The organism is uncultured Methanobrevibacter sp., assembly GCF_902774605.1.
Lineage (GTDB): Archaea > Methanobacteriota > Methanobacteria > Methanobacteriales > Methanobacteriaceae > Methanocatella.
The window spans coordinates 1-18,611 of sequence record NZ_CACYJE010000058.1 but is presented as its reverse complement, the minus strand read 5'-3'; the positions used below and the strand labels follow the sequence as shown (position 1 = coordinate 18,611).

25 protein-coding genes are annotated in these 18,611 nt (G+C 40.5%); 2 read left to right on the top strand and 23 right to left on the bottom strand.

All coding sequences use genetic code 11. The annotated features are described in order from the left end of the window. Window positions 1-39: 39 nt before the first annotated feature. The 5 genes from QZU77_RS09180 to QZU77_RS09160 all read right to left on the bottom strand — a co-directional run bounded on the left by QZU77_RS09180 (window position 40) and on the right by QZU77_RS09160 (window position 3,134). Window positions 40-576 (bottom strand): Ig-like domain-containing protein, encoded by a 537-nt coding sequence (locus QZU77_RS09180; protein WP_295603350.1) that lies wholly within the window; start codon window positions 574-576, stop codon window positions 40-42. A gap of 65 nt (window positions 577-641) precedes the next feature. After that, window positions 642-1,187 carry an Ig-like domain-containing protein gene (locus tag QZU77_RS09175; protein WP_295603348.1) on the bottom strand — a complete coding sequence of 182 codons (546 nt, stop codon included), beginning with the start codon at window positions 1,185-1,187 and terminating at the stop codon, window positions 642-644. 62 nt (window positions 1,188-1,249) lie between these two features. Next, window positions 1,250-1,522: a hypothetical protein gene (locus QZU77_RS09170; protein ID WP_295603346.1), complete on the bottom strand. Its 273-nt coding sequence runs from the start codon at window positions 1,520-1,522 to the stop codon at window positions 1,250-1,252. 11 nt (window positions 1,523-1,533) lie between these two features. Further along, window positions 1,534-1,728 (bottom strand): hypothetical protein, encoded by a 195-nt coding sequence (locus tag QZU77_RS09165; protein ID WP_116591687.1) that lies wholly within the window; start codon window positions 1,726-1,728, stop codon window positions 1,534-1,536. Between the two features lie 128 nt (window positions 1,729-1,856). Beyond that, window positions 1,857-3,134: a hypothetical protein gene (locus QZU77_RS09160; protein WP_295603344.1), complete on the bottom strand. Its 1,278-nt coding sequence runs from the start codon at window positions 3,132-3,134 to the stop codon at window positions 1,857-1,859. Between the two features lie 97 nt (window positions 3,135-3,231). Here QZU77_RS09160 and QZU77_RS09155 point away from each other — a divergent pair, with 97 nt between their 5' ends. Then, window positions 3,232-3,627 carry a hypothetical protein gene (locus QZU77_RS09155; protein ID WP_295603342.1) on the top strand — a complete coding sequence of 132 codons (396 nt, stop codon included), beginning with the start codon at window positions 3,232-3,234 and terminating at the stop codon, window positions 3,625-3,627. Here the strand turns inward: QZU77_RS09155 and QZU77_RS09150 are convergent. After that, window positions 3,619-4,602: an Mrp/NBP35 family ATP-binding protein gene (locus QZU77_RS09150; protein ID WP_295603340.1), complete on the bottom strand. Its 984-nt coding sequence runs from the start codon at window positions 4,600-4,602 to the stop codon at window positions 3,619-3,621. The two genes, QZU77_RS09155 and QZU77_RS09150, sit on opposite strands and share 9 nt — an antisense overlap. Before the next feature lie 34 nt (window positions 4,603-4,636). Beyond that, window positions 4,637-5,968: an FAD-dependent oxidoreductase gene (locus QZU77_RS09145; RefSeq protein ID WP_295603338.1), complete on the bottom strand. Its 1,332-nt coding sequence runs from the start codon at window positions 5,966-5,968 to the stop codon at window positions 4,637-4,639. A gap of 74 nt (window positions 5,969-6,042) precedes the next feature. Between QZU77_RS09145 and QZU77_RS09140 the strand changes: the two genes are divergently transcribed. After that, complete coding sequence (locus tag QZU77_RS09140) at window positions 6,043-6,669, top strand: CatA-like O-acetyltransferase (protein ID WP_295603335.1); 627 nt, start codon at window positions 6,043-6,045, stop codon at window positions 6,667-6,669. On the opposite strand, the gene QZU77_RS09135 is transcribed toward QZU77_RS09140, so the two are convergent. The 16 genes from QZU77_RS09135 to QZU77_RS09060 form a co-directional block, all read right to left on the bottom strand. Beyond that, window positions 6,658-6,936, bottom strand: coding sequence for a hypothetical protein (locus QZU77_RS09135; RefSeq protein ID WP_295603333.1), 279 nt, complete (start codon window positions 6,934-6,936; stop codon window positions 6,658-6,660). The two genes, QZU77_RS09140 and QZU77_RS09135, sit on opposite strands and share 12 nt — an antisense overlap. 222 nt (window positions 6,937-7,158) lie before the next feature. Beyond that, on the bottom strand, window positions 7,159-7,485 hold the full coding sequence (locus tag QZU77_RS09130; RefSeq protein WP_295603331.1) for a TIGR04076 family protein: 327 nt from the start codon (window positions 7,483-7,485) through the stop codon (window positions 7,159-7,161). 193 nt (window positions 7,486-7,678) lie between these two features. Continuing rightward, window positions 7,679-8,554 carry a hypothetical protein gene (locus QZU77_RS09125; RefSeq protein ID WP_295603329.1) on the bottom strand — a complete coding sequence of 292 codons (876 nt, stop codon included), beginning with the start codon at window positions 8,552-8,554 and terminating at the stop codon, window positions 7,679-7,681. Window positions 8,555-8,715: 161 nt separating this feature from the next. Next, window positions 8,716-9,204: a hypothetical protein gene (locus tag QZU77_RS09120; protein WP_295603327.1), complete on the bottom strand. Its 489-nt coding sequence runs from the start codon at window positions 9,202-9,204 to the stop codon at window positions 8,716-8,718. A 5-nt stretch (window positions 9,205-9,209) separates the two neighbouring features. After that, window positions 9,210-9,899: an NADPH-dependent F420 reductase gene (npdG, locus tag QZU77_RS09115; protein WP_295603325.1), complete on the bottom strand. Its 690-nt coding sequence runs from the start codon at window positions 9,897-9,899 to the stop codon at window positions 9,210-9,212. Between the two features lie 2 nt (window positions 9,900-9,901). Then, window positions 9,902-10,462: a DUF2284 domain-containing protein gene (locus QZU77_RS09110; protein ID WP_295603323.1), complete on the bottom strand. Its 561-nt coding sequence runs from the start codon at window positions 10,460-10,462 to the stop codon at window positions 9,902-9,904. 36 nt (window positions 10,463-10,498) lie between these two features. Next, window positions 10,499-10,840 (bottom strand): hypothetical protein, encoded by a 342-nt coding sequence (locus QZU77_RS09105; RefSeq protein ID WP_295603321.1) that lies wholly within the window; start codon window positions 10,838-10,840, stop codon window positions 10,499-10,501. Between the two features lie 68 nt (window positions 10,841-10,908). Beyond that, entirely contained in the window at window positions 10,909-12,279 is a 1,371-nt protein-coding gene (gene cca / locus QZU77_RS09100) for a CCA tRNA nucleotidyltransferase (RefSeq protein ID WP_295603319.1), read from the bottom strand. 5 nt (window positions 12,280-12,284) lie between these two features. Further along, window positions 12,285-12,842, bottom strand: coding sequence for an RNA 2',3'-cyclic phosphodiesterase (gene thpR / locus QZU77_RS09095; RefSeq protein ID WP_295603317.1), 558 nt, complete (start codon window positions 12,840-12,842; stop codon window positions 12,285-12,287). A gap of 19 nt (window positions 12,843-12,861) precedes the next feature. Further along, on the bottom strand, window positions 12,862-13,992 hold the full coding sequence (locus tag QZU77_RS09090) for a 3-dehydroquinate synthase II (protein ID WP_295603315.1): 1,131 nt from the start codon (window positions 13,990-13,992) through the stop codon (window positions 12,862-12,864). A 10-nt stretch (window positions 13,993-14,002) separates the two neighbouring features. Beyond that, window positions 14,003-14,794: a 2-amino-3,7-dideoxy-D-threo-hept-6-ulosonate synthase gene (locus tag QZU77_RS09085; protein ID WP_295603313.1), complete on the bottom strand. Its 792-nt coding sequence runs from the start codon at window positions 14,792-14,794 to the stop codon at window positions 14,003-14,005. Between the two features lie 307 nt (window positions 14,795-15,101). Next, window positions 15,102-15,512 (bottom strand): PadR family transcriptional regulator, encoded by a 411-nt coding sequence (locus QZU77_RS09080; RefSeq protein ID WP_295603311.1) that lies wholly within the window; start codon window positions 15,510-15,512, stop codon window positions 15,102-15,104. A gap of 56 nt (window positions 15,513-15,568) precedes the next feature. Next, complete coding sequence (locus QZU77_RS09075; protein ID WP_295603309.1) at window positions 15,569-16,372, bottom strand: hypothetical protein; 804 nt, start codon at window positions 16,370-16,372, stop codon at window positions 15,569-15,571. Window positions 16,373-16,458: 86 nt separating this feature from the next. After that, the gene (locus QZU77_RS09070) at window positions 16,459-16,968 is read right to left on the bottom strand and encodes a trans-aconitate 2-methyltransferase (RefSeq protein ID WP_295603306.1); all 510 of its coding nucleotides are present in this window, start codon (window positions 16,966-16,968) and stop codon (window positions 16,459-16,461) included. Next, a complete protein-coding gene (locus QZU77_RS09065; RefSeq protein ID WP_295603304.1) occupies window positions 16,965-17,807 on the bottom strand; it encodes a pantoate kinase in 843 nt (280 codons plus the stop codon). Before QZU77_RS09065 ends, QZU77_RS09070 begins: the two co-directional genes overlap by 4 nt. A 70-nt stretch (window positions 17,808-17,877) precedes the next feature. Then, window positions 17,878-18,384: a flavodoxin gene (locus QZU77_RS09060; protein WP_295603302.1), complete on the bottom strand. Its 507-nt coding sequence runs from the start codon at window positions 18,382-18,384 to the stop codon at window positions 17,878-17,880. Between the last annotated feature and the right edge of the window lie 227 nt (window positions 18,385-18,611).

The window sequence follows — 18,611 nt, the reverse complement described above, 5'->3', positions numbered from 1 at the left end:
TGTATTGATTAAAAAAAAGTGAAGTAACTGCCGAAGCAATTACTTAACTTTCACAGTAACTTTTTTGGTTATTTTTCCATATGTTGCAGTGTAAGTTACCTTTTTGCCTTTTTTAAGTTTTTTCAAGACTGATTTTTTAACTGTAATCTTAGCCACACCTTTAGCATTGGTTCTAGCTTTATAGGTTTTCTTATTAAATTTGAATTTAATAGTTTTACCTTTAACTGCTTTACCATTGATTTTCAAAGTTGCTTGGATTATTAGTTTTTTAGCGGATATTTTGACTTTAACCTTTTTGAGTGTTAAGATTGTTTTTTCTATTGGTTTAATCGGAGCGTTTGAGTTAGTTGGCGTATTTTGGCTTTGTATTATTATGGCAGAATTACTACTAAAACTTAAATAATTATCACCAATATAAATTGCACGAATATTATGTTTTCCAACTGTAAGAGGAGTATAAGATAACATTGCTTTACCATTATTAACATTAGCAGTTCCAATGCCTAAATCATCATCAAAAAAGATCACATAGCCTTCATTAATTGATAAGTTATTCGGGCTTGTGACTGTAGCGATTAATACAATAACATGATTTATAATATTTCCAATATTGTCGATGAAAGTTATTGAATCTGCTTTATTTACTTATATGCAATTGTGTCTTCAGCACGTGAAGTCTTACCATCGATAGAATAGATTGCATTAATCGTATATTTACCTGCATCTAATGGACAATATATAATACTGGCAGAATTATTAACCAATTCTGTGGTATTAACATGTTTACCCTTAATGCAAAAACTAACTTGTCCAGCATATATATTTTTGTAAATTCCTTTAATATTGGCAGTGATTATACCATTTAATCCCACAACTCCATCTTCACAACTTAATTCAATAGATACTGCATCTACAAATAATTTAGATGAATTGGTAGAATTTATATAATTATTAGAATTATATGTTGCCTTAATTTCATATTCACCAATGTTTTCTGTCGGTTTATACTTTATTTTTGCAATACCACCAATAACTAAAGCATTACCGATATAACGATTACCGATATAAAAACTTACATTACATTCATTAACGATATTATTTGAAGTAATATTGGCAATTAAAAATGTTTCATCTTTACAAAATGAATATGCGTCAGAAACATCAATAATGGATTCAGATTTTTTCACTTTGATCTTTGTATACTTGACAGCATTTAAATAAGAATAATTATTTGGATAAAATTGAAATTCTACTCTGATTCTTCTTCATCTTTTTCTTCTTCAACATTGCCGTTTTGATAATACTTGTAACGGTATGACATTTTAAACCCTTCAATAACTTCTCTTTTAGGTCTTCTTCTGGGTTTGATTCTTGGCCCGTTCATTTCCCTGAACTTTTCCTGGTGTGGTTTGGCCTTGTTCTTGTTTTCACGATAATACTGGGATATGCGATGGCGTGAATGTGGTGCCTTGTACATTCTCTTTCTGAGTAATCGTCTTCCGCTGGTTACTCTTCTCAACACTTGAATCACTTTTATTTTCTTCTGTTCAGGTTCTTGGTTGCGGATTTATCAAGAGTTGCTTGAATTTCATCGATGCGCTCAACCACTACTTTAATGGCCTGTTCTCCTTGACGGGTAGGGTTGATACCTTGTTCCACAAGCAGTGCATCCCTGATGTCTCTTAATCTGTCAATTGAATCGATTTTCATAATGGTACTGTAAAACATGAGATTTCCTCCAAAGTATATTATTAATCTTTGGTTTTTATTATAAAAAAGTTTTATGATGAATGGATAGTGAACATCAATGCCGGTAAAATAGTCACAAAAAATTAAAAAAAGAATAAGGATATGAATCAATCCTTATTTTCTAACTGTAACTTTTTTGTAATGGTGTCATCAATATATTTAACTTTAAACTTGTATTTCTTACCGGCTTTAAGTTTCTTGATGACTTTCTTCTTAATTACAACTTTTGCAACACCCTTCTTGTTGGTCTTGGCAGTATAGGTTTTGCCCTTGAATTTGAAGGTTATCTTCTTGCCTGCAATGGCTTTTCCGTTTGACCATTTGAGTGTTGCCCTAAGTGTCAGTTTCTTGGCTGACCTTTTAACCTTAACATTCTTGGATTTAAGGATCTGTTTGACTGTAATCTTGTTTTTAACAATTGAATCCTTGTATGTGGATGTTACGGTATAGGTTTTCGGCACGAGGTAGATTGGAAGTGATGCTATACCTTTTGCATTGGTTTTAACATTATACTCACGTCCATTGACTTTGAACACAACTGTCTCGCCTGCGCCAGCTGCCTTTCCGTCATCGCCTATGAGTTGAACGGAAAATTTGCTTCCGTCCCTATAGTCCATTACAAGGTCCTTGTTGTTAGCTATCCTTACTGTTATGGTTAAATTGTTTGAGGCATTTTCCCCCGTTACCGGATTTATTGAGGTCACGAGATAGTTTCCAACTGCAAGTTTCTCATTCAATCTTGCCACACCTTCTGAATCGGTGGTGACATTATATGTTTTATCACCAATCTTGAATGTGACTGTGGAATTTGCCAGAGGGTTTCCCTTAGCGTCCTTGAATGTTGCGTTGAAGTCCATTCCACTATTGTATCCCCTGTTCAAATCGTCGGATATCACTGTTGGAATGTGGTTCTTGACTATGTTGGAGCTTGTGCTCTTGCCGGCGTACTTGCCATCCCCTTCGTATATGATTTCGGCAGTGTGGTTTCCTTCAGGAATATCGAATGCGCCTATCACTGCTGTGCCGTTTTCAATCTTTGCAGAATAGGTCTGGTTTGCAATTTTTGCTGTGACGTTTCCGCTTGCATCTTTAGGCACGGTTACTGTGATTTCAGTATCGTTCACGCTTGCGTTCATCTCATACTCGGAGACCTTGGACACATTGAATGTGTCGACGGTTATTCTTGCCTCATAGTTTACATCCTCGAATGTTGTGTTTGCAAGATAGTGGCCTGTCTTGAGGGAGGTTGTATTTTCACCATTACCGTTTGAGACTTTTACATTCACTACTGTTCCGTTAATGTCGACAGCATAGGTTCCGTCAACATCGGCGGTCATTTTAACTGTGACATTGTCTGGGAGTGTCACATCATCGACTGTAATCACAATATTTTTGAGGACACTGTAATATAAAAGTTTAGTTTAACCTAAATCAAATGAAATTCTAAAAATTATATATCACTTAAAATAAATAGTAAGAATGATGAAACTAGAAGAAATAAACAATCCAGAATTTAAGAACCTGATTAACCTAGCCTACATGCAGGGTGAAAACAACAACCAGGAAGCAATACTTAAAATAGAAGAGGACATGAAGGAATACATAAAAGAAAACCAATTCATAATCTCAACCGAAGACGACAAACCCGTTAAAATACCATACGGCAACGACGATGAATACATTGTCCCCGTGTTTACCGATCATCGCGAATACACTCTTGGAATGCAGTACTTCTCCCTTAACGTGATGGATGAAAACAAGGATTACATCATTGAAAAACTGGATTACTTTAAAAAATTAGAAGATGATCCTAAATTCTTAGGATATCTCGTTAATATTAGTAGCGTAAGCTACATATTGAATGTAAGCTTACTCTAAAAACTCTTTTTTAATGTCTTCGATGATTTCCACGAAGCGTTTGGAAACTTCATCATCTGGGTCAAGCACTGAAATGGCTGAGTCCTTGTTAGGTGCATCGGAAACACTTTCCTCAATAGGCAAGTCGCCAAGATAAGTGATTTCCATTTCCTCAGCGAATTTCTCACCGTTGCCTTCACCGAAAATGTTGAGCTTCTCACCGCAGTGAGGACAGATGTAATAGGCCATGTTCTCAATGAGCCCGATGTTTTTGATGTTCATCATCTCAACCATCTTCACACACTTGAGCACATCCTCCTGTGATACGACATTCGGTGTGGTGACCATCAATACAAGGTCCGCTTCCGGAATGGTTTGCAATACTGTTAAAGGTTCATCCCCTGTTCCAGGCGGGTTGTCGATAATCAAGAAGTCAAGCTTGCCCCAGTGGCAGTCTGACACTAATTGTTTGATTGCACCGGTTTTTTGCGGTCCCCTCCAGATGATTGGCCTGTCCAATGCATCAATCAGGAATGCCATTGACATCACCTTCAATCCGCTCTCGGTAGTGACCGGAAAGATTGAATGCTGATACTCCTTTTTCTTCTCTTCAATGAACTCCTTTTGCTCCTCTTCAGGAAGGCTGGTGTCCAGGTCGGCTTCAACAATGTTTTTGAAAGCGTCAAACTGGTACTGGTTGAACTCTTCCTCGAGCATTTCGATACCTAGCATTTTAGGAACGTTAGGTCCATGAATATCCGCATCGAGTATACCTGTCTTGTAGCCCATTGCCTGAAGGGTTTCTGCAATGTTTGCAGCAACAGTGGATTTTCCAACTCCCCCTTTTCCGCTCATGACTACAATCTTATGCTTGATTTGACCTAGGTTTTTTGCAAGCCTGATGTCTTGCTGAATCATTTGCATCTGTTGTTCTGGGGTCATTTGGCCTCCGTGACCATGATGACCATGTCCATGTCCGTGTCCATGTTCTGGCATATTATATCATCTCCAATAATTATTTATATTAATTTTAACTGAATTTCTTGCTCACTTCCTCAACCGCAAGAATCAATGGGTCTGTAACCATTGACACTGGTGGTGCGTAAGCGAATTCCATGTTGCTCAAGTCAAAGCAGGTGAGTCCTTCTGTAATGGCCAGTGTCATTGTATCGATACGCTCAGCCACCCTTTCCTCTGCTATGATCTGGCATCCTATGATGGTTCCGTTCCCATCACAGATTACTTTAATGTCCATTGGCTTTGCATTAGGATAGTAGCGTGCACGGGTGAGTGCCTGTACCTTCTGAACTACCGGGCGGATACGGTTTTGCTGTGCGAAGCTTGTGGTGTATCCGACTGCACCGAATTCCAGCTTTCCGACTTTGGACACCATTGAGTTCAATACTGGGTTGAATTTTGATTTCTTGCCGCATATTGTACGGGCCAGTGTTTTTGATTCACGCACTGCAGTTGTTCCCAATTGGGAAATGGTGTTTGAACCTAAAATCAGGTCTTTTGACTCTACACAGTCACCAACAGCATAGATGTCTTCCACTGATGTTTCCATCCTGTCATTTACAAGAATGGCCCATCTTCCGATTTCACATCCTGCCATCTTAGCCAAGTCGAGTTCTGCCCTTACCCCAGTTGCCATGATTACCATGTCTGCATCGTAGAGGTCCTCATCTCCGAAGCATGCCTTCTCGACCTTGCCGTCACCAATCAGTTTGGTAATCGGTTTTCCTAAAACTACCTTGATTCCTTCCATTTCAAGGTATTTCACGAGAATGTCGGACATGTCCTTGTCAAGGGATCTTGGAACAATTTGCGGAAGCATTTCACTTAATATAACATCGAGTCCCTGCTGCTTTAATGCGTATGCTATTTCAATACCTATTAAGCCAGCACCTGTGACGATTGCGCTTTTAGCAGTTTTCATAGCTTCCTGCACCCTGATACCATCATCGATGTTTCTGATCCTGAACACGCCATCGAGGTCGACTCCCTGCATTGGAGGCACGAATGGGTTTCCGCCAGTTGCCAATACGAGCTTATCGTATTTAAGCACAGTGTCCTTGCCGCCTTTAGTGTAGGTGACTGTTTTCTTGGCAGCGTCAACTGCAGTCACTTCCACTTCCACTATGACGTCAATGTCCTTTTCCTTATAGTCTTCTGGGGTTCTCATGATGATATCATCGAATGATTCGATTTTACCTGAGAGTACGTATGGTATTGCGCATGGTGAGTATGCTACCTTATTGTCTCTTGTGAGAACTGTTATTTCAATGTCATTGTCGAGTTTACGAATATTTGAAGCTGTGGATATTCCTCCAGCTCCTCCACCAACGATTACTACTTTCATTTTAACAAAACCACATATGATTTATACAATAATATATATAATGAAAAATAGTATAAAAAGATTAAGGTTAAAGCATGAGAGAACTAGATTTTGATTTAAAAAACAATCCATTCATAAATTTCCAATCCGCGAGATACGCCATGTCCGCAAGGGTAAATGTTGAAAAGCTGTGGAAATGGTGCCATGAAAACAACAAGTCATTTTTCACCATGAGCCTCGGGTGCCTGATGAATGCAGTGAATTCAGTGCCCCAATTAAAAAGAAGAATACTTGACGGCAAGGCTGTGGAGTATGATTATCTTGACGGCGTTTCACCCATCATGGATGAGGACAATGAGATTTACCGTGAAATACGCGTGAAGACACCTCAGGAGTTCAATGATATTGTGGAATGGCATGATTATGTTAGAGAAGAAATCAGCGAGATTTTATCAGATGAACAGGAAGGGTTCATCTGTGAAATGGAAGAGCGTGACATGACAAACATAGCGAATTTCTCATGCATCCCATGGATTGACTTCGACACATTGACAAACTGCACTGTTGACGGACAGGCGATTCAGCCATTGATTACATGGGGTAAAGTCAATGATGATTACGAGATGAGCATATCCATAACTGTTTCACATATCTTCGTCAACGGCCGTGAACTGGCCTACTTTTTTGAGAATGCCCAAAAGGAGTTTGACTCATTCGATTAAACACATATTGTCCAAGCCAACAGTCCATGCGCCGCCGTTATCGAAATAAGCCGAAACCATCACCGTATAATCAACAATCATTGCCTTGCAGAAACTGAACCTATGGCCGGTTCTCTTCTCGGTTAATCTTATGAGCTTGATGAATTCCTCATTTGAATAGAGTCTTGAAAAGTTGGCAACGACCAAGTCCTCCAACAATGCCAACCGGTTGAATGGGCTTGACATGACGAATCTTGCCTTGAAAGTGGCGTCAAAGTTGAACACCATCGTTCATGTTGCGTATCAACATGGCAGCTCATTGAAAAAATCATCCTAGCAAGCGTTTTCGCTCTGAAGCCTCTCTAGGTATTCCTGACGTTGCCTCCTGTATTTGACTGCCTCATCGTGTCTTCTAACCTCGCCATCATCAGCATATCATTGTTGTTCCGCAGCTGCAGGAATGGTTTCCCAATGGGATGTAGCTTCCGCAATTCGGGCATGTCAGCATGGTTAATCACTTTCAGATTCTATATCTGTTGCCTCGAGTTTCATGATGACCGGTCTTAGGCCGTCATTGCATGACACTATTGCCACGCCCGGCTTTTCAATCCAGTCATGATAGTACCATACTTCCTGAGCGCCATGGGCCAGGGCGAAAACATATTGGTATATTGCCTTCCAGGCCTCGTCACAGAACCCATCGGGCTTGGCATAGTCAGCATAGTACACTTCACCCTCCTTCATCAATGGACAGGTTGTGAAACCCTTGACACCATACTCCTGGGCAAGATCATCCTGGAGAGTTGTTTTTAGAATAGTGATTTTTACCTTTTTCATGCTAAATTATTTGTTGAACATACATGATAAAGTTATAGTTATCAAAAAATTGCAGATGCCTAATGAATTATCAAAATTAACATTAAAATAAATGAAATAAAATTAAAAAATATAAAAATTATAGTGCATTAAATTAATTTAACCGCACTTTGAAAAAAAGAAAAAAATTAAAAATAAGTGAAATTGGATTCACCTATTTTTTCACTTTCACCTTGCCTTTCACCTTGTTGGTCTTATATGCCGCAGTGAACTTGTAGGATTTGCCCTTCTTGAGCTTTTTGAGAACGGATTTCTTCTTGATTGTCACTTTGGCAATACCTTTCTTGTTGGTTTTGGCAGAATACTTTTTGCCCTTGAACTTGAAGACTATCTTCTTGCCCTTGATTGCTTTTCCATTACTCCATTTGAGTTTGGCCTTCAAGACTATCTTCTTGCCTTTTTTGACTTTAACAGTCTTTTTGACAAGTTTCAAGGTCTGTTTTACGACAATCTTGTTCTTGTTGGTCTTGAATGTCTTGTACTCCGCGTGGAAGTAGTAGGTTTTAGGGTTCAAGTTGATCTTAAGCCTTGCATAACCATTCTTATCAGTTTTTGCAACATAATGGATAGTGTTGGCATAGATGTCAACGATTTCACCCTCCCCTACAGGCTTGCCGTCATCACCAATGACCTGAACTACATAGTACTTGCCGCTTAAAAAGTCAATGGTCATGTCCTTGTTCTTGATGATTCTCTTGACGATTTCCAACTTGTTGACTGTGCTTTCACCGGTTACCGGGTTGACGCTAGTAACGTTATATGTGCCCACAGCCAAATGGGAAGTGGTCAATTGTGCAATACCGTCCTTATTTGTTTTAACCTTATATGTCTTACCATCAATGATGAATTCAACATCAGCGTTTTTAAGAGCCGCACCATCACTGTCAAGGAATGTAGCCTGGAAATCATATTGACTGTTGTAACCACGTGTCAGGTTATCCGCTTTGATAGTGGTGATATTGGCAGCTTCAGTTACATTTCTTACCTTGAATGGAACATCGAATGTTGCATCGTTATAGTTGTCAATCATAAATACGATATGTATTTATGATGTTCAACATTTAAAAAGGTAATGATTATTTGACAATGAAATGTATTTTCAAAAAAAATTGTTGATTTTATATTGTCGCATGTAGTCAAGCTATTGAAAAACGCCATTCTTTAAAGATTAATATTTTAGTGAAAAAAAGTTCAGCATATGCCAGAATGGCTTATCTCATCGATGATTTTCTGGAGGTATTTCTTCTTTAAAACGAACTGCCTCTTATGAGCGGGCCTGTCATTATGTGGCTGAGCGGTCTTTTCACTTAACCTTGCCGCACCCAAATATTTAGTGTCGCCTTCGGTGAGCTTGTGTGCATTACCATTGTCAATTGCCTTTTTGATAGTATAGTAATCCATTAAAAGCACATCAAAATCATTGCTTAGGTAGTAGATTTCAAGGTCGGTGATGATATCCTCATCATTAATCCATAAAATTAAAAGCGCTTCCTTTTTGAAAAGCTCAGTGAATGTTATCAAATTAAAATAGTCAATGTCAGCTAGTTTCAGCTTCTGTGATGGATACCGTTTGCCGCAGAGTTTGGTGGAGTATTTGAGTGGTGATATTAAAAAAGTTGATGATTCATTCAAATCAACTTCATTAAGGTTCTTGCCGATGAGTTGTTCAAATGAATCCATAGTAATTATTCCTTGTCGAGTGCTGGAATGCCTGTTATCCTTAAACCACCATAATGGGATTTATATTTAATATTCAATCCAATCAGCAATGGAGTGATTTTCTCGATGATTCTTGCTTTTTCAAGTATTCCGCAGTCGATTGTCTTGATTCCAGGAATTTGATCGATGATTTCTGCAGCTGTTGCTTTTGCGTCATTATCGTCTCCTGCTATGAGACAGTCACAGTCGATTTCTTCTGGGATGTTTGCTAAGTGTGAATTGGAGATGTTGCAGAATGCGCAGATTACTTTTGCGCCTGTTCCTTCTAGTATTTTTGCTGTTCTTTCTGCTGCGGATCCTTCCATGAGGTCGATGAACCTGAATGGTTTTCCGCCTATTGCTGTTTCTAATGGCACTGTTGCATCCATGACTATCTTGTCTGTGCAGAATTCCTTGATTCCTTCGATTGTAGGTTTTTGTGCGGCTAGCGGTACTGTGATTATCAATACGTCACCTTCGCGTGCTGCATCTTCATTTGCCATTCCAACCATGTTGGATAAGTCATAATCGGCTAAGTCTTCCTTGGCTTTTGCCACGACGTCTAGTGCTTTTTCTTCTTTTCTAGACCCGACTATCACATCCAATCCTGCGATAGCTAGTCTTTCTGCAATTCCGAGTCCTTGTGGTCCTGTTCCTCCAATTATACTTATTTTCATTTTTAATCACCATCTTTTTTATCATAAAGCAATCCACCGACGAATATCAGGTATTCAGGCAGCTTGCCGTCATGAGCGTAAAGTATCTTGTATCCGAAAATGTCCTCGACTGTCCTGTCAACGTATGCTCCCAGTGACTCGAGGGAGTATCTCATCTTGAAGGGCATCTTGCATGGCATGCCGAATTCCCTTGTGCATCTCATGCAGAGGTTGCATTTGCCCAGAAACAATCCCATTGCATCCTCGCTTTCCTGGGCGTAGATTTCATTCATTAACTTGACTTTCAGTCTTTCGAATCTTTTGAGTATGAATTCAAGTTCCTTTTCCTCGAAAGTGTGCTCCAGCTCCTCCTCGGAGAAGTTTATCTTGAATGCTATTATCCTGAGCTTATTGTAACTATTCCATAAGTCATTTACATCAAAATCAAATGGCGGGTAATTCCAGTTGTACCCCAACTCTTCCTGTTCGGCTATGCAGAGTTTTGACACCTCTTCAAAGTCAACATACTTGTCAAGGTATTCAGCAACATCAACATCTGCAGTTAGTTTTTCTATCTCTGACATAGTTAATAATTTAAAAATTGAACATTATAAAAGTTTCTATCCACTTATTACGCGATTTATTTTAATTTTCTTTGAATTGTAATTGATTGCCTTGTTGGTGTTGTTAAGGGAGTCCTTCAGGGTTGTGACTATTGCTTTTTTTAGCTCCTCGTCAAAGTCTATGGTCTGTCTGCCCTTGAACTCAGCGTATTTTGAGATGTTTTCATCCTCCAGAAATGTGATGAACTCATCCCAGTCATATGTCACTTCCTCAAGGAGGGTCTTGACATCAATGAGCTTGTCGTTGAGCTCGCTTGCCTTTCTCAATGCCTGGCGTTCTATGCTTTTATAGTCTGTCATATCCTGTTTTTCAAAATCATACAATGTCTTGTCACTCATTATCATCACTTTAGGTTAACCTAAATCTACATTATTACTGTATGTTAAAAGAAGTATATAAAAATTAATCAGCACCTTGAAATGTGCTGGGCGGGATTTAGGAAATCATCCAGAAACATTAAAAAATCAGGATTATCCGCCAACTCACCGATATCAATGAACTCGTGAGTGCTGATTAAAGTGTTTTTCAGGTTCTTGCCGACCTTAATCATGCCGATATGCTCCCTTGTGAAAATATGTCTGATCAAGTCACTGGCAACCGTGAACTCCCTTTCCTGAGTGTGAACCAGATAATCATCCTGAATATAACAGTTCTCACGGCCGTACTTGCCGATGAAATTCTCACAGGCCTGCTTTATGAACACCTTAGGCCCCACATTAACCCTGACATTGTTCAGCCTGGATGAAGCCATCTCCAAGACGATGACACCGGTCATGACCTCATCGCTCCAGTAATCCGCCCTGAAGACGTTGAACTCCTCATCATTCAACTTTCGCTCCAATGCCTCGGTTGTCTTTTTAATCTGAGGATGCAACGTATCCAATGGAATGTCAGGTATCTGGAAGCGGACGGCTATGACCTCGCTGTTTCGGTTTTTGAATTCATTTAAGATATTAGCCTTATCCAATTCCCTCTTCAGAGGATAGAAATAATCCCTTTTATTGTCGCCGAAAAGATAATTCCTGGCGGACTGGATGAACTCAGCCATCTTGTTCAGCCTCAATGCGGCCCCTACATTGCGGTTCCTGTCGGTGGGGTCAATGACAATCAACGGATCCCTGAAATTCTTTGCGGTGCCATAATCCTCAATGTCAATGGTCTCGCCATACTTCCAGTCAATTGCATTCTTGAGGGTGTTCTCGAAACTGCCGTAATGGATTATCAGCAGTTCGCAAAGATACCCTGCAAAGCCCCCTACCTTGAACTCGGAGCCGTAGGTTCCGGTCATGGCCATGAACCTTTTCAATAGAAGAACCTCATCCTCCTGCTCACGGGTCAAGTGTGCCTTGACGTAGCGGGTGTGGAGAATTGTGCGGTCAACGGCTGATTTGAGCTGGTCACCGTTTTCGATGGCATAGCAGGGCACGATATCCACCTCGCAATCCTCGATATGAGTTGTGACATATGGGTGGGAGGCGAAATGATGCTCAGGGTCACTTCCGAATTCGTCACAGCACTTATGCGCCAAATCCAAGCCTGTTTTCTTCAGTTTTTTCTTGTCGGTTTCCAATGGAAAAGCAATGAAGATATCAATGTCGGACTTGCCCTTGAGGGCAGTGTTTTTGGCAACGGAGCCTACAAGAGCAACCCTTGCAGGTATGTCATTATCGTCACACTCCCCCTGCAGGAAGCTCATGACGCTTGATGATACGCTGTCAATATGCTCCTTTTCATCAGTTGTCGGTTTGATATCCTTTAGTATGCTTTCATAATCCATCATAATCACAATTCAAATATTTCCATATCCTCATAAATCGGTCCGGACGGTGTCAGGGTTGACTTCTTAAGGATTATCCTGTCAACATTCATCTCACCGATTTCAAACTCCTCAAATTCCTCAATGACCTCTTTGACCTGCTTCTTGTTCTTGGCTGTTTTCATGCGGCCGATAGTGAGGTGAGTGGAGAATTTCCTGTCCTTGTCAAATCCTAATCGGGTAAATTCCTTGTCGAGCTTATCATGCAGGTCCCTGATTATAGCATCATCCTCTATGCCGACCCAGATGACCTTGATGTGGCTGGTGTTCGGGAACGCTCCGCAGCCCTTGACTTTAATGCTGAATGGTTCAAAATCAGACACTACATTACTGATTGCCTTTTTTAGAACGTCAAGTCCGTTGGTGTCGATGTCGCCGAAGAACTTCAGTGTCAAGTGAAGGTTGGCGAGTTCAACATACTTAATCCTGGTGTCAATTTTCTTAAATTCCTTGATGATCTTGTTGATTTTCGGCTTTAAATCCTCATCCGAGTCTATTGCAAGGAATGCTCGAACCTGTGTCATGATAATCTCTCCTAAATCATTATTGTTCTATTATTGTCTCATCAATCGCAATGCCGAAGTGACGGGCATTTGATTCAATGTAGACCTTCACCTTGTCCCCCGGCTTCACGTCCGCCACGGACAACGGTTCATTGTTCTCGTCAACGATACGAATTGTCTCCGCATTCTGAAGCAGTGTCCTGATGGTTTGGCCCTCATACTCGGCTTCAAGAAGTATCAATGGCCTTCTTTCAATCTTGCTTCTTCCAACATAAGCTGTGCGGGTCTCGCCCTCGGTGTTGACGATTAGCACCTCATCCCCGGCAACGAGCTCTGAGAGGTATCTGGTCTTGTTTCCCGGAACCATAACGTAAGCCTGAACCGGTCCTGCGTTAACGCGGAATGGTCTTGATGCCACGTATTCGCTTTCCAGACTTTCAGAATGCACGAGAAACATTGATTTTGAATATGAGCCGATGAGCATTCCCTCACCCGGCTTCATCATGTCAGTGGTGTCGACGCAAACACGGTCGCCTGAACCCAATGGCTTTACATTAGTGATTGTGGCGGTTTTCAACTCGTACTTGACTTGTGATGCCTCAACCACTTCCTGGGCAATCTTCTTGATGTTGTTGAAGTCATTCGCTTCAAAGATGACACCGTCAGTTCCATGCTCCAGTGTCTCCAATGCCACACGGGCTCCGTCAAGGTCGCGCACGGCGGCTATGATTCCTACATCGGTTTTCTGCAAGTCCGCAATAATGTTTTCCAATGGGATGATGGTCCAATCAGTACCGACCAGAATGATATAGTCCACGATTGACCCGAGCTTCACTGCCAATTGCTCATGTGCCTTATCGGTAATCTTGATATAGGCGCATACTGTTTTTCCTTCGCCTTTGGCTTTCTTGGCGTTTTTAATGTCAACTGAGTCTGTGAAATCATCTTTCAATTCCACAAAACCGTCTCCTTCACCGTTTATGCCCACAAGATATATGTCTGCATCATCCCTGTTAGCGATGATTTTCACGTTTCCGAGCTTTCTAATCTGCTCGACATCATCCAGGTCAAGCACATGGTCGATTCCTGACTCAAGGGCAGTGGTTATCATTTCCTTCTTGTCATCCCAGAGTTCATCTGGTGTTGAAATCCAAGCGAACTTATTATCCATAGACTCACCCTTATTTCAGGAATTCAAGTGCCTCTTCAACTTCAAGGTCGTGGTGCACGACTTCAGAGATTGCACGGGTGATTTTACCTGGGTTTTCGGCTTGGAAAAGATTGCGTCCGAAAGCGACTCCTGCACCGCCGACTTCAAGTGAATCCTTAACCATCTGCAAGAGCTCCTCATCGGTTTCGACCTTTGGACCGCCTGCAATAACAACAGGCACTATTGCACCTTCAACTACTTCCTTGAATGAATCAGGATCTCCGGTGTAGTTGGTTTTGACTATGTCCACTCCGAGCTCTGAACCTACACGTGCAGCGTGCTTTACGAATTCAACGTCATGCTCGTTTTCGACTTTTTGTCCTCTTGGGTACATCATAGCGAGCAATGGCATTCCCCAGTAGTCGCAGGTTTCAGCGATTTCACCGAGTTCCTGGAGCATTTGGCTTTCGGTTTCAGATCCAAGGTTCACATGCACGGACACTGCGTCTGCTCCAAGCTGTATTGCCTTTTCGACACTGGTTACTGTCACCTTATCGTTTGGGTCAGGTGCAAGTGAGGTACTTGCTGACAAGTGCACGATTAAACCTATGTCCTCACCGTATCCACGGTGTCCTTGCTGTACGATACCCTTGTGCATCAATATTGCATCTGCTCCGCCTTGGGAGATGCTTTCTACGGTTTCGTCCATGTCGATTATTCCTGGTATTGGTCCGCTGGACACTCCATGGTCCATCGGTGCGATTACTGTTCTTTTTGTATTCCTGTTTATGATTCTTTCTAGACGAATCTTTTTACCTATCATTTTATATTACCTCGATTAGTTATGATTTGTATTTATGTTTTTTAACCTATATAAAGTTTGATTGTACAATAATATACAATTGATTATTATAAATTATAGTATTCATTAAAAAAATGTAAGTTAAATTAAACAATAATTAAATATTTATTATAAATCCTAACTAAACTATCCAATAATTCAAAAAAAGTATAATGTAAAAACAATGATGAAATTAGATTATCTTGAAACCATCATCAATAAACTTAAAATAGGACAAATATAACATTCTCCAATGAAAATGTGTTAAAAGTAAAAAAAAATAAGAGTGTTACTTGTTTGAAACCAAATCATCATAGATCAGTTTCCATTGGGCGTTCTTCTCATGCAAGATGAATCTCTCGAAAATGTAGTCAATGAAGAATTCACCCTTATCGGTAATCTCATAGTAGGTGACTTTCTTCTCATCCTGCATCTTCACTGTGCCAGTGATGAGTTCAAACTCTTCCATTTGCCTCAATATAGGGTAAATCTTGGATGGATTGGTTTTTTTAAGGACTCCTTCCTCAATCAAGTTTTTAAAGAACTTGTCCAGTTCCTTCATGATTCCGTAGCCGTGAATGCTTTTATTGTACTTGATAATCCACAGTACAAGGAACCTGTACAGTCCGTTTACGGCGGATTTTAATATGTTGTTGTTTTTAATGAAGCTTGTGTAATCGTTTTGCTTTTGTGCGCTCATGATCATTACCTAAAATAAAATAATTAAAGGAAAAAATTTAATTTTTCCCCTATCATTTATTTATATGTAACATATGTTACTTTAACCTTTTGCAATGCAAACCTCCATGAGCAATCCTCTTCTGGCCCTTCCAATCTGCCGGTGTCATCATCATATTCGGCATAATCGGTCTTGACGATTGTTCTACCTGTTCTTTTGTTCTTGAAGTAGAATTTTGCTTTTATGAGTTTAGTGTGTTTCGCTTTTCCCTTGAACACTACCTTGTATTCATTGTCATCGTCATCGTATCTGACCTTGACCCTGATCTTGTCCTTGTTGGACAGTTTCTTGACCTGCTTGGCCTTCAGGGTTACTGTGCTTTTCTTTCCGACAGTGATTTTAGCCTTCTCATAGACTTTGTACTTGCTGTCGGTGGATGTGACTATCACCTTGTGAACGCCCACCTTGAGGTTTTTGGTGTTGAATTTTGCAATTCCCTTGGAGTTTGTCTTTATAGTGTAGGTTTTGCTTTTGGATTTTGTGAATACCTTAATCTTGAGTTTAAGGTTCTTCACTGGCCTGTCAGTGTCATCGTTTTCGACTTTCACCTTGAAGTATCCTTTCTTCTTGTAGGATACGACAACATCATCAGCATCCACATCGGTTCTTACTGGTCGAGTGTTAGTTTTTGGCGCAGGTTGGGTTTGAGTGTTGTCTTTTGGCACATTAGTTTCTGTGCTCATGTTTGTTTGTGTTGGTTCTTTTTGATTATCGTCCTGAATTGGCGTCACGTTTTCGTTTTCAACAGCCGATATTGCACTTATGCATAGTATGAATGTTAATACTATGACCAATATTATTGAAATTTTCTTCAAGTTCATTTATAAAACTCCCTTACTTGTATAAAAATATTTATAATAATTATATTATTTAAATGAGTATACTAAAATTTAACATATTGTTGACACTAGAGTGACGGCGTCCACAGCTCGAATTCCTTGATTAGAGGGGGTATTCCGGAGTCATGGTATGAGTCAAGGTGTCCGCTTTCGGTATGGTATTCCTTTTCACCTGTATCTGCGCTGTTGAAGAATTCAACAAGTCCCCTGTTTCTGATAATCGTATGTTTTGGTTTGAATGTGCTTGACCATATGTAGAATACCTTGAATACAGTGTCGGGATGGTATCCTCCACCAAGATCAATCAGCAACAGGTCGCATGACTGGAGTGACTTATACGCTTCCAGGAGTATTTCATGGCGCCTCACATCACCGTTTATGAATCTGACATGGGCCAGCTTAGCCATTTCAGCGGTTGCCTCAGGGGAATTGTCCACTGCCAGAATGTTGCATGTTTGCGGAAGTGTTCGAGTGGTTCCTCCGGTGTGGCATCCCAATTCTATTACAGTGTCATCCGGCCCTACCAGTTCCTTGATGTCACTCCTGTATTTCTTGACATCATAGCTTAATCTAATCATAAAACCATGCCATTGTTGTTGAGCTCATCCATATGCAGGCCCTTGATTTTTAATGTTTTGAATGATGATTCATTTTCCGCAAATGCAAATACAGTATTTCCAAGCATTGCCATGGAACTTCCAAGAATATCATCGAAGGAATTGAGATAATCAACAAGCTCTTTGACTTCATCAGACATCAAGTTTGTTTCAGAGGCAAACCTATATGAGAAGTCAAGGAAATTCCTAATCGACGGCTTCTCCTCAAAAAACTCAAGGTACTTCAATCCAACATCACTGATTACCTGATTCCTGTGAGGGTCACGGATTATGCTTGCGGTTTCGATACCTCCGAAGGTCTTCCAGGCGACTGCGACATCATGCTCGAATGACTTGATCTCACCAACCCCCGGTGCACCGGGACTTGTCCTTAAAACCATTCCCTGACCGGTCTGGGCTATGACATCCCCCAATCCAGCTCCCAGGTTGACCTCAGCCATATGGGCAATCTGTCCACACAAATCCCTAGAGTATCCTAAATCGAGAAAATCATTTATTGCCATTGTTAAGCTCAACGCTGAAGCGGCCGAGGTTCCAAAGCCTGCACCTATCGGCAGCTGAATGTCCTGTGTGATTTTAAAATCAGGTTCGATTTCAAGGATGCGCAAGACCTCATTGATTACAGTGTCATCACCCTGATTGACATCAATATCCAGTTCATCCGATGATTCTATAGTTGTATTCACGCCCTTGGAAAGTAGAAAGCCGGCTCCGCATGACCCCTTCTTCAGTGACACCTCATGGTTTTCTATTGTGAAAAAGCCAGTGACGTGGCCCGGCACGAAAATTGAGTTTGACATAATATTATGTTATGTCCTTCATGATTAATTAAAATTTTTGACCTAAAAAAGAGGTTGGGATTAATGATACCTATTCATTAATCCATGCTTCAACGGTTGATTTTGCATTTTCAACGTTTGCTCCCGGAATGGACAGTCCGTTTTTTATCTCGGCGCCTTTGCATAATTTTTCAATGTCTTTCAGTGATGATCCGAATCCGGAGCCTTCATGGGTTACGAATGGCTTTACGGTCTTGCCGGTGAAGTCCAGTTGCTCGAGCTGTGTGAACATTGGCATCGGGAGTGTTCCCCACCAGTTAGGATATCCTATATAGATTGTATCGTAAGCGTCGATATTGTCAAGGGTTTCCTTGATTTCAGGTCTTACATCATCTTGCTGTTCCTTTTTGGCAATGTCGATGCATTTCATGTAGTCCTCTGGGTATTCAACTGCCGGTTCGACCTTGAATAGGTCTGCATTGTCCAATTCTTTAATGTATTCGGCGATTACTTCAGTGTTTCCTTTTTCAATGTTTTTGAGTTCTCCTCCGAAGTAGTTTTCGCCGCTTCTTGAAAAGTAAATTACTAAGCTTGACATGGTCATTATCTCCTTATATTATATTATAATAAATTCATCACATATAAATGTTGTTACTCGCAACAATTATTCCTGTAAAAAAATAAAAGAATAAAAATAAATTTATTCCTTAATTGAACGTGCGAGCTCTGCACCCTTCTCGAAGGCTTCAGCCATGACATCCTCATCAGGCACGAACAACACGTCAAGAGTATCAGTCACGGTGAATCCTGCTGCCTCCAAGTCTT

Coding starts and splice junctions, on each gene's coding strand:
- QZU77_RS09165 (WP_116591687.1), bottom strand. CDS start 1,728: ATGTTTTACAGTACCATTATGAAAATCGATTCAATTGACAGATTAAGA.
- QZU77_RS09155 (WP_295603342.1), top strand. CDS start 3,232: ATGAAACTAGAAGAAATAAACAATCCAGAATTTAAGAACCTGATTAAC.
- QZU77_RS09150 (WP_295603340.1), bottom strand. CDS start 4,602: ATGCCAGAACATGGACACGGACATGGACATGGTCATCATGGTCACGGA.
- QZU77_RS09145 (WP_295603338.1), bottom strand. CDS start 5,968: ATGAAAGTAGTAATCGTTGGTGGAGGAGCTGGAGGAATATCCACAGCT.
- QZU77_RS09140 (WP_295603335.1), top strand. CDS start 6,043: ATGAGAGAACTAGATTTTGATTTAAAAAACAATCCATTCATAAATTTC.
- QZU77_RS09135 (WP_295603333.1), bottom strand. CDS start 6,936: ATGGTGTTCAACTTTGACGCCACTTTCAAGGCAAGATTCGTCATGTCA.
- QZU77_RS09130 (WP_295603331.1), bottom strand. CDS start 7,485: ATGAAAAAGGTAAAAATCACTATTCTAAAAACAACTCTCCAGGATGAT.
- QZU77_RS09125 (WP_295603329.1), bottom strand. CDS start 8,554: ATGATTGACAACTATAACGATGCAACATTCGATGTTCCATTCAAGGTA.
- QZU77_RS09120 (WP_295603327.1), bottom strand. CDS start 9,204: ATGGATTCATTTGAACAACTCATCGGCAAGAACCTTAATGAAGTTGAT.
- npdG (WP_295603325.1), bottom strand. CDS start 9,899: ATGAAAATAAGTATAATTGGAGGAACAGGACCACAAGGACTCGGAATT.
- QZU77_RS09110 (WP_295603323.1), bottom strand. CDS start 10,462: ATGTCAGAGATAGAAAAACTAACTGCAGATGTTGATGTTGCTGAATAC.
- QZU77_RS09105 (WP_295603321.1), bottom strand. CDS start 10,840: ATGAGTGACAAGACATTGTATGATTTTGAAAAACAGGATATGACAGAC.
- cca (WP_295603319.1), bottom strand. CDS start 12,279: ATGGATTATGAAAGCATACTAAAGGATATCAAACCGACAACTGATGAA.
- thpR (WP_295603317.1), bottom strand. CDS start 12,842: ATGACACAGGTTCGAGCATTCCTTGCAATAGACTCGGATGAGGATTTA.
- QZU77_RS09090 (WP_295603315.1), bottom strand. CDS start 13,992: ATGGATAATAAGTTCGCTTGGATTTCAACACCAGATGAACTCTGGGAT.
- QZU77_RS09085 (WP_295603313.1), bottom strand. CDS start 14,794: ATGATAGGTAAAAAGATTCGTCTAGAAAGAATCATAAACAGGAATACA.
- QZU77_RS09080 (WP_295603311.1), bottom strand. CDS start 15,512: ATGAGCGCACAAAAGCAAAACGATTACACAAGCTTCATTAAAAACAAC.
- QZU77_RS09075 (WP_295603309.1), bottom strand. CDS start 16,372: ATGAACTTGAAGAAAATTTCAATAATATTGGTCATAGTATTAACATTC.
- QZU77_RS09070 (WP_295603306.1), bottom strand. CDS start 16,968: ATGATTAGATTAAGCTATGATGTCAAGAAATACAGGAGTGACATCAAG.
- QZU77_RS09065 (WP_295603304.1), bottom strand. CDS start 17,807: ATGTCAAACTCAATTTTCGTGCCGGGCCACGTCACTGGCTTTTTCACA.
- QZU77_RS09060 (WP_295603302.1), bottom strand. CDS start 18,384: ATGTCAAGCTTAGTAATTTACTTTTCAAGAAGCGGCGAAAACTACTTC.